The organism is Streptomyces sp. NPDC023723, from assembly GCF_040639815.1.
Classification (GTDB): Bacteria; Actinomycetota; Actinomycetes; order Streptomycetales; family Streptomycetaceae; genus Streptomyces.
Window position 1 is genome coordinate 78,613 of sequence record NZ_JBFAAP010000032.1, and the last position, 11,957, is coordinate 90,569.

11 protein-coding genes and 1 pseudogene are annotated in these 11,957 nt (G+C 74.0%); 7 read left to right on the top strand and 5 right to left on the bottom strand.

All coding sequences use genetic code 11. From position 1 onward, the window contains the following. Positions 1–93 precede the first annotated feature (93 nt). Entirely contained in the window at positions 94–912 is an 819-nt protein-coding gene (locus AB0G32_RS27675) for a helix-turn-helix transcriptional regulator (protein ID WP_361168829.1), read from the top strand. Then, complete coding sequence (locus AB0G32_RS27680) at positions 909–1,151, top strand: DUF397 domain-containing protein (protein ID WP_361168831.1); 243 nt, start codon at positions 909–911, stop codon at positions 1,149–1,151. Before AB0G32_RS27675 ends, AB0G32_RS27680 begins: the two co-directional genes overlap by 4 nt. On the opposite strand, the gene AB0G32_RS27685 is transcribed toward AB0G32_RS27680, so the two are convergent. Next, complete coding sequence (locus tag AB0G32_RS27685) at positions 1,108–2,625, bottom strand: carboxylesterase family protein (protein WP_361168867.1); 1,518 nt, start codon at positions 2,623–2,625, stop codon at positions 1,108–1,110. The genes AB0G32_RS27680 and AB0G32_RS27685 overlap by 44 nt on opposite strands. A gap of 167 nt (positions 2,626–2,792) precedes the next feature. Between AB0G32_RS27685 and AB0G32_RS27690 the strand changes: the two genes are divergently transcribed. After that, positions 2,793–3,887, top strand: a complete 1,095-nt coding sequence (locus AB0G32_RS27690) for a substrate-binding domain-containing protein (protein ID WP_361168834.1) — start codon at positions 2,793–2,795, stop codon at positions 3,885–3,887. Here the strand turns inward: AB0G32_RS27690 and AB0G32_RS27695 are convergent. Beyond that, a complete protein-coding gene (locus AB0G32_RS27695; protein ID WP_361168837.1) occupies positions 3,856–4,443 on the bottom strand; it encodes a helix-turn-helix domain-containing protein in 588 nt (195 codons plus the stop codon). The genes AB0G32_RS27690 and AB0G32_RS27695 overlap by 32 nt on opposite strands. A gap of 120 nt (positions 4,444–4,563) precedes the next feature. Between AB0G32_RS27695 and AB0G32_RS27700 the strand changes: the two genes are divergently transcribed. Beyond that, a complete protein-coding gene (locus AB0G32_RS27700) occupies positions 4,564–5,610 on the top strand; it encodes an aldo/keto reductase (protein WP_361168840.1) in 1,047 nt (348 codons plus the stop codon). A gap of 15 nt (positions 5,611–5,625) precedes the next feature. Here the strand turns inward: AB0G32_RS27700 and AB0G32_RS27705 are convergent, their stop codons facing one another. Then, positions 5,626–6,219, bottom strand: a complete 594-nt coding sequence (locus AB0G32_RS27705) for a DUF4232 domain-containing protein (RefSeq protein ID WP_361168843.1) — start codon at positions 6,217–6,219, stop codon at positions 5,626–5,628. A 150-nt stretch (positions 6,220–6,369) separates the two neighbouring features. On the opposite strand from AB0G32_RS27705, the pseudogene AB0G32_RS27710 reads away from it, so the two are divergent. Next, a pseudogene (locus AB0G32_RS27710) lies at positions 6,370–6,537 on the top strand (VOC family protein); the annotation flags it as partial. Here AB0G32_RS27710 and AB0G32_RS27715 read toward each other — a convergent pair. Continuing rightward, a complete protein-coding gene (locus AB0G32_RS27715) occupies positions 6,526–7,200 on the bottom strand; it encodes a helix-turn-helix transcriptional regulator (protein ID WP_361168846.1) in 675 nt (224 codons plus the stop codon). The pseudogene AB0G32_RS27710 and the gene AB0G32_RS27715 overlap by 12 nt on opposite strands. Before the next feature lie 29 nt (positions 7,201–7,229). Then, positions 7,230–8,378, bottom strand: coding sequence for a YihY/virulence factor BrkB family protein (locus AB0G32_RS27720; RefSeq protein WP_361168849.1), 1,149 nt, complete (start codon positions 8,376–8,378; stop codon positions 7,230–7,232). Between the two features lie 168 nt (positions 8,379–8,546). Between AB0G32_RS27720 and AB0G32_RS27725 the strand changes: the two genes are divergently transcribed. After that, positions 8,547–10,184 (top strand): acyl-CoA dehydrogenase family protein, encoded by a 1,638-nt coding sequence (locus AB0G32_RS27725; RefSeq protein ID WP_361168852.1) that lies wholly within the window; start codon positions 8,547–8,549, stop codon positions 10,182–10,184. A 319-nt stretch (positions 10,185–10,503) separates the two neighbouring features. After that, complete coding sequence (locus AB0G32_RS27730; RefSeq protein WP_361168855.1) at positions 10,504–11,796, top strand: GAF domain-containing protein; 1,293 nt, start codon at positions 10,504–10,506, stop codon at positions 11,794–11,796. Positions 11,797–11,957: the final 161 nt, after the last annotated feature.

Sequence of the window (11,957 nt, forward strand, 5' to 3'; positions counted from 1 at the left end):
TGGTCACGATGAGACAGTGCGCGAGTGCGTACGGATGGGTTGTACGGGCGTGCGCGGGTGAACGTACGCGCGCGGATGGGGAGTTCGACCGGCATGAGCACGAGAAGGCGCAAGAACGCGTCGGCGATGAAGATGGTGGGGGCGTTGCTCGCCCTCTACCGGGAGGCGGCGGGATACACCCAGCGGTCACTGGGCGAGGTCTTCGGCATCAGCGAGCAGCAGATCGCGTCCGTGGAGCAAGGCCGACGCCCACTGAAACTGGACCTCGCCGAGCAGCTCGACGAACTCCTGGAGACCAAGGGGGCGTTGGTCACTGCGCTGAGGAGGATGCCGGAGGTGGACATGATTCCCCTCTGGGCGGAGGAGTATCTGGATCAGGAGCGGGAGGCTATCGCCATCTCGTGGTACGAGAGCCTGCTGGTCCCCGGCCTGTTGCAGACCGAAGCCTATGCTCGGTCGGTTTTCCGCAGCCGCATCCCGGTGTACGACCCGGACGAGATCGAGCAGTTGGTGGCTGCTCGCATCGAACGCCGAGAGCTGCTGCACCGCAAGCCCTCACCGGCCACGAGCTTCGTCATCTGGGAGGCGGCACTGCGAGACCGCCTCGGCGGCCGGGACGTGTACGTGGATCAGCTGCGTCACCTACGGAAGTACGCCGATGTGCCCGGGATCGCGTTGCAGATCCTTCCGCTGGGTCGCACGGCGCATGCCGGGCTGGAAGGGCCGTTCATCCTGCTCGAAACACCCGAGCATCAGCGGCTGGCCTACAGCGAAACTCAGCGGGGTAGCACACTCGTCGCCGACCCCGATGAGGTGGGGATTCTCACCCAGAAGTATGCGATGCTGCGAACGCAGGCCCTCAACACCGAGGATACAAGGGACCTGTTGGATCGTCTTCTGGGAGAGGCATGACCGGCACCGACCTTGAGTGGTTCAAGTCCAGCTACAGCAGCGGTGAAGGCGGCGCCTGCCTCGAAGTCGCTTACATCTGGCGCAAGTCGAGTTACAGCAGCGACGAGGGCGGCAACTGCGTGGAAGTCGCCCACGAAGCCGCCGCCATCCACATCCGCGACTCCAAAACCGCCCCCGCCACCCCCCACCTCACCGTCACCCCCGAAGCCTGGACCACCTTCTTGCACCTGGCTCGGTGACGGGCTCCGCCCCGCCGGTCGCCCACAGGGCTACCTCCCGGTCCCGGGGACCGCACACCGTACCCGGCGTCCCCGGGCCGAAGACCCGTACGGGGTGGGTGGCGTCCCACGCCGTCCACCCCGGCTCACCGTCCCGCACGAACGACACCCACGCCGCGTGCATCGCGTCCGCCAGTGACACCGGCGCCCCCTCCCCCGCCAGCCGCCGCGACTCCGGCAGCTCCCCGCTGTCGAACACGAACCCCAGCTCCAGGGCGTGGCACGCACCGAGCCCCGGCCGGTTCGACGGCCACGCGAACTCGTAGACGTACGCCGATCCGGGCCGCGCGTCCGCGAGCCGGTGCAGCGGCACCCGCAGCAGATGGTCCGTCACCATCTGGCCGACGATCTCGGCGGTCCCCGCGTCGGGACGCAACGCCCGGTAGCCGCGCGGCACGTCGTGCCCGCAGTGGCACCGCGCCCGCGCCCCGGCCAGGGCCACCGCGCCGAGGCGGTCGACGCGGTCGAGGAGCCCGCCGGGGACCAGCCACAGCCGGTACTCGTCGCGGGTCCAGCCCATCAGCAGCCGTACCCCGGGCGCCGCGTCCCCCTCGATCAGCGCGGCCAGCGGATCGCGCGGTACGAGGTCGCCGTCCACGACGATGCCGAAGGACGGCCCGCCGAGCACGGGACTGCTCAGCTTGCCCACCTCGGCCTGAGCGCGCAGCAGCACCTCGCGGTCGACCGCCGCGAACGCCTCCGCCGTGGCCGGGATCTTCAGCCGTGCCGCCATCCGGCGCACCATCCGCCGTACCTTGGCCCGGTCGGAGACCTCCGGCGCCCCGCTCTGCAGCACCGCACGGTGGAACAGGCCCTGGGCGCGCGGCGCGGCCAGCAGCGCGCCCGCGCTGATCGCGCCGGCGGACTGCCCGGCCAGCGTCACCCGGTCGGGATCGCCGCCGAAGGCCGGGACGGCCGCCCGCACCCACTCCAGCGCGGCGAGCTGGTCGCGCAGGCCGGCGTTGGCGGGGGCGTCGGGGAAGAGGCCGTAACCCTCCACGCCGAGGCGGTAGTTGACCGAGACGCAGACGACGCCGTCGCGGGCGAAGGTGCGGCCGTCGTAGACCGGGACGGCGGAGGAGCCCCGGGTGAGGGCGCCGCCGTGCAGCCAGACCAGGACCGGGAGGCGGGCGCCGGGAGACGGGTCGGGGCTCCAGACGTTGAGGTTGAGGCAGTCGTCGCCGGGGACGGAGGGGTCGGAGAGGTACTGGCCGAACGCCTCGGAGTACGGGGGTTTCGGCGCCGTGGGCCCGAAGGCGGCGGCCTCGCGTACGCCGTCCCAGCGGTCCGGCGGCACAGGCGGGCGGAAGCGGCGGGGGCCGAAGGGCGGGGCGGCGTAGGGGATGCCACGGAACACCGCGACACCGCGCTCCCACCGCCCGCGCACCGCCCCGTAAGGGGTCCCGACCACGGGGTTCGTCTGGTTCGCCGTCATCGCCCACCAGCCCTTCGCCACGCTTGGCACCGGTATTCCCAGAGCACCGCGGCCCGCGCCGATATTCCGCTCGGCGCCGACCGGGGTCTTCCCGCCGGGTGCGGGCCGATCTAGATTGGAGCCGTTTAGGAAGCGCTTTCTACGGGTGGCCTCGGAGGTCGGTGTCCATGGTCCGTACGGCGCGCGCGAGCACCTCGGCCGGACCGACGCTCGCGGTGGTGGCGCGCGAGGCGGGGGTGTCGGTGCCGACCGCGTCGAAGGTGGTCAACGGGCGGGAGGATGTGGCGCCGGAGACGCGGCGCCGGGTGTCGGAGGCGCTGGACCGGCTGGGGTACGTGCGCAGGCCCCGGTTCGACACGGTGCGGGCGCCCCGGCTGGTCGACCTGGTGGTGCACTCGCCGGCCGACTCCGGTGCGGGCGCGGTGCTGCACGGGGTGGAGGAGGCGGCGTACGACGCGGGTCTCGAGGTGGTCGTCTCGGCGGGGCTGGACCGGCGCCGGGGCGGGGCGGCGGAGCGCGGTGGCTGGCTGGACAAGCTGATGGTGCGGGGGTCGGCCGGGGTGCTGTTCGACCTGGCGGAGCTGACCGGGGCGCAGTACGCGTGGCTGGCGCGGCAGCGGGTGCCGTTCGTGATGATCGATCCGGTGGCCGAGCCGCCGGCCGGGGTGGTGTCGGTGGGCGCGGCGAACTGGCAGGGCGGGGTGACCGCGACCGAGCACCTGCTGAAGCTGGGGCACGAGCGGATCGCGGTGATCGCCGGGGACCGGGGTACGGCGGTCAGCGGGGCGCGGGTGGCGGGGTACGGGTCGGCGCTGGCGGCGGCGGGGGTGCGGCACCGTGCCGAGTACGTGCGGCACGCGGGGTTCGACCGGGACGCCGCGCGGCGGCGGATGCGGGAACTGCTGGCGCTGGCGGTGCCGCCGACGGCCGTGTTCGTCTGCTCGGACGCGATGGCGCTCGGGGTGTACGAGGCGCTGGCCGAGCGTGGGCTGCGGGTGCCGGACGACATGAGCGTGGTCGGCTTCGACGACCTGCCGGAGGCGCGCTGGGCCACGCCGGCCCTGACCACCGTGCGCCGGCCGCTGGCGGAGATGGCGGCGACCGCGCTGCGGTTACTGCTGCGGATGATGGACGGCGCCCGCCCGGAGAGCACCCGCACGGAGCTGTCGACGCGGCTGGTGGAACGGGCCAGCACGGCCGCGCCGGGCGGCGGCCGAGGGACGCCGCGGCTCAGCCCGCCTCCCACCGCCCCCGCCGGGTGACGCCGTCCATCAGCAGGTCGAGCAGCCGCTCGGCCTGGGCGCGCCGGCCGGGGGCGCCGGCCGCGTAGGTGACGCCCGCGAGGGACATGAGCAGGTCGGCGGCGGGCACGTCGGCGCGGACGACTCCCTGGGCGACACCGGCGCGGCGGAACTCCTCGACCGCGCCCGCCAGCCGCTCCCGGGTGTGCGACCCGAGCTGCTCGTCGTCCTTCAGGAGGGCTCTGAGGGTGTCGGCCATGCCGTGTTTGGCGGCGAGGTGGTCCAGTACCTCGGACATCCAGGCGCGCAGCGCGCGGTCGGCGGGCAGTTCGGCCAGCAGGGCCGGGGCGCGGTCGGCCAGCCGGGCCGTCTCGTAGCGGTAGGTGGCGTCGACGAGCTGCTCGCGGGTGGGGAAGCGCCGGTACAGGGTGCCGATGCCGACGCCCGCGTCCTGGGCGATCCGCTTGAGGGTGACGGCGGCGCCGTCCCGGGCGAAGGCCGCGGCGGCGGCGGTCAGCAGCTTGTCCTCGTTGGCCCGTGCGTCGGCACGGACCGGCCGGTCGGCCGGAGCGGGCATACCTGGCTTCCTCTCGCGGGCTTGCTATCCGGAGCCGACTCCGCTTAGCGTGACGTCCGGTCAAGCGGAGCCGACTCCGCTTGTCTCGACGATAACAGTTCAGGAGAGGGCGGCCCCGCCATGCAGTACCGCACGTTGGGCAGTACCGGAGTCCAGGTCAGCTCGCTCTGCCTCGGGGCGATGATGTTCGGGGCGTGGGGCAACCCCGACCACGACGACTCGGCCCGCATCATCGGCACGGCGCTCGACGCGGGCGTCAACCTCATCGACACGGCCGACGTGTACTCGGCCGGCGAGTCCGAGCGCATCGTCGGGAAGGCGATCGCGGGCCGGCGCGACGACGTGGTCCTGGCGACCAAGGTGTCCAGCCCGATGGGCCCCGGCGGCAACGAACGCGGCGCCTCCCGGCGCTGGATCGTCCGGGCCTGCGAGGAGAGCCTGCGCCGCCTGGGCACCGACCGCATCGACCTCTACCAGGTGCACCGCCCGGACCCCGCCACCGACCTCGACGAGACCCTGGCCGCGCTCTCCGACCTCATCCGCGCGGGCAAGATCCTCTACGCCGGTTCCTCGACCTTCGCCCCCTCGGCGATCGTCCAGGCCCAGTGGACGGCCGAGCGCCGCGCCCGTGAACGCTTCGTCTGCGAACAGCCGCCGTACTCGATGCTGACCCGGGGCGTCGAGGCCGACGTGCTGCCGACCTGCGAGACGTACCGGATGGGGGTGCTCGCCTGGAGCCCGCTGGCCGGCGGCTGGCTGTCCGGCCGCTGGCGCCGCGACGCGGCCGGCCCGTCCCTCAGCCACCGCACCGGCACGATGTCCTTCCGCACCACGCTCTCCCACTACGACCTGGACGTCCCCGCCAACCAGGCCAAGCTGGACGCCGCCACCCGGCTCGCCGCCCTCGCCGACGAAGCGGGCCTGACCCTGATCCAGCTGGCCCTGGCCTTCGTCACCACCCACCCCGCGGTGACGGCGGCCATCATCGGCCCCCGCACCACCGAGCACCTGCACGGCCAGCTCGCCGCCGCGGACACCGTCCTGGACCCCGCCCTGCTGGACGCCGTCGACCGCGTCGTCCCACCGGGCACCGACCTCAACCCCGAGGACACCGGGTACGGGGCGGCAGTGCTGGCCGACCCCGCGCGCCGCCGTCGGGCAGGATGACCCGCCGAGCCGCCACTACTTGCCGGTGCCCACCGGGTCCACCCGCAGCGCCGGCTCCGTGCTCTCGGTGACGGCGAGGTTGACGCTGACCGGGATGGTCAGGGAGTGCGTCTCGTTGGGCGGGGTGACGACCAGGGTGTCGAAGGTGACGCCGCTGCCGCCGGAGGTGTTCGGCGTGTAGTGCAGGGTGAAGCGGGCCTCGTCACCGGCGGCGATGGTGACCAGCGGGGCTTCCAGGTCGGTGCGGGCGGCGCTGACGGAGTCGTCGTCGTTCCTCAGATCGACGCCCGGGAAGCCCTTGAGGTCGCACGCGGCGTCCGAGGTGTTCTTCAGGTGGACAAGGATGTCGCCCTCGCCCATGCCGTGCTTCTGGGTGGCGGTGAGCTGGTCGGTGGTGCAGGTGTCGCTGCTGACGCCGGCGCCGGTGTCACCGTTGGTGCTGGCGTTGGTGCCGCTCGGCTCGGTGTCTCCGGAGGAGGCGGCCGACGACTCCGAGGACACCGGCGCCGCATCCGTCGTCGTCGACGCCGTGTCGTCGTTCTGGCACGCGGTGAGGGAGAGGCCGGCGGCCACCGCGACGGCCAGGAGGGAGTAGTTCTTGACCCGCATTGTCGCTCCTTGAATCGGTGCCGCTCACGTTTCCGTGTGAGCCCTTGTGCCCCGTAGGACGGCCCGGATCACCGGACGCGTTGCGTTCGGGCACCCACTCATACATGGCTGTTACACAGACACGTGTGCGTAACAGCGCCCGTCCGTCTTCTGCTCCGCGGGAGCCCGGGAGAGGTGGACGCGCTGTACGGGGAGCCGACCGGGGCCGGGTACCACGGGGATCTGAAGCCCTGGGACGCCGTCTGGGGGCAGCGGTACGCCGTCGTCCTCGACCCGGACGGCAACGGCGTCGACCTGTTCGCTCCGCTACCCCAGTAGCTCGGTCGGGCGTGCCCCGGTCAGCTCCCGCACCTCCCGGGTGAGGTGCGCCTGGTCGGCGTAACCGGACCGGGCGGCCGTCTCCGCCAGCGGGACGCCGGTCCGGGCCAGGGCGAGGGCGCGTTGCAGGCGCAGGACGCGGGCCAGGGTCTTCGGGCCGTAGCCGAAGGCGGCCAGTGAGCGGCGGTGCAGCCGGCGGGCGCCGAGGCCGAGTTCGTCAGCGGTGCGGGCCACCGGGCGGCCCGCGTCCAGGGCGGCCGCGATCCGGGACAGCAGCGGGTCGGGCGGGTCCGCGTCCGCCGCCCGGGACAGGGCCGCCAGCTCCAGGCCGAGCACCGGGTCCGGCGCCGCGCCGACCCGGGCGGTGAGGCGGCGCACCTCGGCGGCCGGCCAGAGGTCGGCGAGTGGGACCCGGCGGTCGCGCACCTCGTGCGCCGGTACGCCGAGCAGGGCCGGGGCGGTGCCGGGCGGGAAGCGGACGCCCGCCCACCGGGTACCGCCGCCCTCGGTGGCGTACCCGCGGGTGTCGGGGCCGGCGACCAGCAGCCGGCCCTCGTGCCAGAGCAGGTCCATGCAGCCGTCGGGCAGGACGCGTCCGGTGCCGTCCGGGACGCTGGTCCACAGCACCGCGCCGGGCAGCCGGGACGGCCGTTCGGTGTACACCGGCCCAGGCTACTTCGGGCGCCCGGGGCTCAGCTCTCCTTGTCCCGCGGTCCCGGACCGGGCCCGTCCTCGCCGCGCGGCGTGGTCTTCGCGTGCGCCCGCAGGCGGGCCGTCACGTCCTCCGGCGGCAGGAAGCGGGACCAGCGTTCCGGGAACTCGGAGGGCATGTCCGGGTCGGCCTCGCCGTGCACCGCGGTGCGGGCCACGTACTCGGCGACCTGGGCCTGCCGGATGCGCTCGTTGGCCTCGCGGGCGGCGGCGGTGGCGGCGGCCGGCCAGACCCGGTCGATGGCCGCGTTGACCGCCGCGCCGACCAGCACCGCGAACGCGGACACACCGATCCACAGCAGCACGGCGACGGGCGCGGCCAGCGAGCCGTAGATGGTGGGGCCCTCGACCGTGCTGGTGAGGTAGATGCGCAGCAGGAAGCTGCCGAACACCCACATCGCGAGGGCGACCAGCGCGCCGGGCACGTCCTCGATCCACGGCGAGCGCACCGGCACCGACACGTGGTAGAGGGTGGTCAGGAAGGCGATCGACAGGACGATGACGACCGGCCAGTACAGCACCTGGACGACCGTCGTCGACCAGGGCACGATCCGCACCACCGCGTCCGGGCCGGCCACCATCAGCGGCAGCGCGATCGAGCCGATCAGCAGCGCGACGATGAACAGGCCGAAGGACAGCAGCCGGGTCTTGACCAGGCCCCGGACGCCGTCGAGGCCGTACATCACGGTGATGGTGTCGATGAAGACGTTCACCGCGCGGGAGCCCGACCACAGGGCGAAGAGGAAGCCGATGGAGATGACGTCGGGCCGGCCGCCCTTCATCACGTCGTCCAGGATCGGCTCGGTGATCTCCTTGACGCCCCGCTCGGAGAGCACCGCGCGGGACGCGTCCAGGATGTTCACCCGCAGGCTGTCGGTGGTGTCGGCGCCGATCCACAGGTCCACGTAGCCGAGCAGCCCGAGGACGCTGAGCAGCAGCGGGGGCACCGACAGCAGCGTGAAGAACGCCGCCTCGGCGGCCAGGCCCAGGATCCGGTACTCCATGCAGGAGTTGACGGTGTCCTTCAGGAGCAGCCAGGCGGTCCTGCGCTTGGAGACGTTCCGGTAGAGCGCGCGGGCGCGATGGAGCCGTCCGGACGGCCGCTCGGGGGGTTCACTTGCTGGCTGCACGACCTAAAGGTATCCGCCGGGAGCGGCACCCCTCATCCCGCGGTGACCCGCCGCACGGCGGAACCGGAGCCGATGCGTCTGGCATGTCCGCGTTGACCGTAAAGTCGCCGCCCCGGCGGCGGGCCGGGCACGCGGTACCGGTGGCCGGGCCCGGGTAGGTTGCCCTGCATGACAGGCAGCACCCACACCGTGACGAACCAGCCGCCGCCGCTGGTCGGGTACGACGTCTACGCCGCCGACCGGGCGCTGACGGACGCGGTCGGCCGGCATCTGGCGCCGGAGCTGGCCGAGGAGGCAGCGGCGGAACTGTCCGGCCTCGGCCGCAGCTGCGGATCGGCGCAGGCGCGGGAGTGGGGCACACAGGCCAACGAGCGGCCACCGGTGCTGCGCAGCCACGACCGGTACGGGCACCGGCTCGACGAGGTCGACTTCCATCCGGCCTGGCACCGGCTGCTCGGCAAGGGCGTCGCGGCGGGGCTGACCGCCGCCTGGTCCCGGCCGGGCGGGCATGTCCGGCGGGCGGCGGCGTTCCTGATGTGGACGCAGGTCGAGGCGGGCAACGGCTGTCCGCTGTCGATGACGCACGCGGCGGTGCCCGCGCTGCGCGCCGACCCGGACCTCGCCGCCGAGTGGGAGCCCCGGCTGACCTCCACCATCTACGACCGGGAGCTGCGGCCCGCGCATCTGAAGGCCGGGGCGCTGGCCGGGATGGGGATGACGGAGAAGCAGGGCGGCAGCGACGTCCGGGCGAACACGACCGCCGCGCGGCCGCTGGCCGGGGACGACGGGGCGTACGAGCTGACCGGGCACAAGTGGTTCTGCTCGGCGCCGATGTCGGACGCCTTCCTGGTGCTGGCGCAGGCCCCGGCGGGCCTGACCTGCTTCCTGGTGCCGCGCGTCCTGGCGGACGGCAGCCGCAACGTGTTCCTGATCCAGCGGCTGAAGGACAAGCTGGGCAACCGGTCCAACGCCTCCGCGGAGGTGGAGTTCGCCGGCACCTGGGCGCGCCGGGTCGGCGCGGAGGGCGACGGGGTGCGGGTCATCATCCCGATGGTGGCGGCGACCCGGCTGGACTGCGTACTGGGTTCGGCGGGGCTGATGCGGCAGGCGGTGGCGCAGGCCGTCCACCACGCCACCCACCGCGCGGTGTTCGGCACCAAGCTGGTCGACCAGCCGCTGATGCGCAACGTCCTGGCCGACCTCGCCATCGAGTCGGAGGCGGCGACGGCGCTGGGGCTGCGGCTGGCGGCGGCGTACGACGACGGCTCGGAGAGCGAGCGGGCGCTGCTGCGGCTGGCGGTGCCGGCCGCCAAGTACTGGGTGACCAAGCGGTGCGCGCCGGTGGCGGTGGAGGCGGCCGAGTGCCTGGGCGGCAACGGGTACGTCGAGGAGTCCGGGCTGCCCCGGCTGGTGCGGGAGTCGCCGCTGAACTCGATCTGGGAGGGCGCGGGCAACGTCCAGGCGCTGGACGTGCTGCGGGCGCTCCAGCGCGAGCCGGCGGCGCTGGACGCCTATCTGCGGGAGGTCGGCCGGGCGCGCGGCGCCGATCACCGGCTGGACGCGGCGATCCGGGACCTGCTGACCGAGCTGGCGGACCTGTCGCACGCCGAGGCGCGGGCCCGCCGGCTGGCGGAACGGCTCGCGCTGGTGCTCCAGGGTTCACTGCTCGTGCGGTACGCGCCCCCGGAGGTCGCCGACGCGTTCTGCGCCGCGCGGCTGGGCGGCGACGGGGGCGCGGCCTTCGGCACCCTGCCCGCGACCCTGGACCTGGCGTCGGTGGTGGAGCGGGCCCGGCCGGTGGCTTGATCCCGACGGTGGTACCGCGGTCGTCGGGGGTGGTACGGGGGGTGGTGCTGCGCCGACACGGCACCACCCCCCGCGCACTGGCCCGTTTCAGGCGGGCGTGCGCCGCTCGGGGCGACGCGGGACAAGTCTGGAGTACCACGCAGCCGTCCACCAGGGTTGCAGGGGGTTGCAACTTCGCCGCGCGCTGTGCGCCGACTGTGTCCCGGGCGCCGGGGCAAGCGGTCAGAATGAGACGGATACGCCAGACGGTGTGCGAGCCCATCTCTTGACCCATCTCTCGACCCATCTCTTGACCCATCTCTTGAGAGGACGAAAGACCGTGACGCCCTCGCCGATGGACGTGACGCAGGTGGCGGCCGTGGACGCGGCGCACGCGGCCCGGATGCTCGACGCGGTCCGGTCCGCCCGACTGGCCGGCGGTCCGGCCCCGGTCGCGCCCCGCCCGGTGATCGAACGGTCCTGGGAGCGGATGCTGCGCGGCGGCGTCGACCCGGACCACGACTTCCGCGCCGGGCTGCTCTCCCGCGAGGAGGTGGAGCGGCGGCGGGAGACGTCGCCGCTGCGGCACGTGCTGCCGGTGCTGCGGGAGGGGCTGCTGTCCGCCGTGGACGTCGCCCAGCACATCATGGTCGTCGCGGACGACGAGGGCCGGGTGCTGTGGCGGGAGGGCAGCCCGCGGGTGCTGCGCAAGGCCGACGAGCTCGGGTTCGAACTCGGCGCGGACTGGCGGGAGGACGTGGTCGGCACCAACGGCATCGGCACGCCGGCGGTCATCCGGCGGCCGGTCCAGGTCTTCGCCGCCGAGCACTTCGTCCGCTCGCACACCGGCTGGACCTGCGCCGGGGCGCCCATCACCGACCCGCGCGACGGACGGCTGCTCGGGGTGGTCGACGTCAGCGGGCCGCTGGAGACGATGCATCCGGCGACCCTGGCCTGGGTCGGCGCGGTCGCCGGGCTCGCCGAGGCCCGGCTGCGCGAGCTGCGCCTGCGGTCGCTGGAGCGGCTGCGCGCGGTGGCGGCGCCGGTGCTGGCCCGGATCGGCGGGCGGGCCCTGGTGGTGGACCGGGACGGCTGGACGGCGGCGGTGGCCGGGATGCCGTACACCGAGCGGATCGCCCTGCCGAAGTCCATGGCGGCCGGGCCGCTGTCGCTGCCGTCGCTCGGCCCGTGCGCGGTGGAGCCGCTGGCCGACGGCTGGCTGCTGCGGGCCGCCGAGGAACCGGCGCCGTGGGGGGCCACCCGGATCGTGCTGGACCTGAGACAGCCGCGCCGCTGGTCGGTCGGGGTGCTGGGCGGCGTCGGCTCCTGGACCCACGAACTGAGCCCCCGGCACGCCGAACTGCTCTACCTGCTCGCCGTCCACCGCCGCGGGCGCAGCGCCGCGGGCCTGGCCGAGGACATGTTCGGCGACCCGGCCCGCACGGTGACCGTCCGGGCCGAACTCTCCCGCGTCCGGCGCTATCTGGGGACCCTGCTGGCGCACCGGCCGTATCGTTTCTCCGAGGACACGGAGGTCGACGTGCTCCTCCCCGACGCCCCCCACGACCTGCTCCCCCACTCGACGGCCCCGGCCGTGACGGAACGGCGCCGGGCGGCGGCCGCGCGCGGCTGAGCGATAGGCGGGTGAGCGCGAGGCGGGTGAGCGATAGGCGGGTGAGCGCGAGGCGGGTGAGCGCGAGGCCGCCGCTGATCCGCTTCCTGCTGTCCCGCACCGGCCCGGCCGAGCACAAACTCGTCCTCACCAACCACCACGCGCTGCTGGACGGCTGGTCC

Excerpts from the sequence above, each read along its gene's own strand:
- AB0G32_RS27675 (WP_361168829.1), top strand. The coding sequence starts at position 94 with ATGAGCACGAGAAGGCGCAAGAACGCGTCGGCGATGAAGATGGTGGGG.
- AB0G32_RS27680 (WP_361168831.1), top strand. The coding sequence starts at position 909 with ATGACCGGCACCGACCTTGAGTGGTTCAAGTCCAGCTACAGCAGCGGT.
- AB0G32_RS27685 (WP_361168867.1), bottom strand. The coding sequence starts at position 2,625 with ATGACGGCGAACCAGACGAACCCCGTGGTCGGGACCCCTTACGGGGCG.
- AB0G32_RS27690 (WP_361168834.1), top strand. The coding sequence starts at position 2,793 with ATGGTCCGTACGGCGCGCGCGAGCACCTCGGCCGGACCGACGCTCGCG.
- AB0G32_RS27695 (WP_361168837.1), bottom strand. The coding sequence starts at position 4,443 with ATGCCCGCTCCGGCCGACCGGCCGGTCCGTGCCGACGCACGGGCCAAC.
- AB0G32_RS27700 (WP_361168840.1), top strand. The coding sequence starts at position 4,564 with ATGCAGTACCGCACGTTGGGCAGTACCGGAGTCCAGGTCAGCTCGCTC.
- AB0G32_RS27705 (WP_361168843.1), bottom strand. The coding sequence starts at position 6,219 with ATGCGGGTCAAGAACTACTCCCTCCTGGCCGTCGCGGTGGCCGCCGGC.
- AB0G32_RS27725 (WP_361168852.1), top strand. The coding sequence starts at position 8,547 with ATGACAGGCAGCACCCACACCGTGACGAACCAGCCGCCGCCGCTGGTC.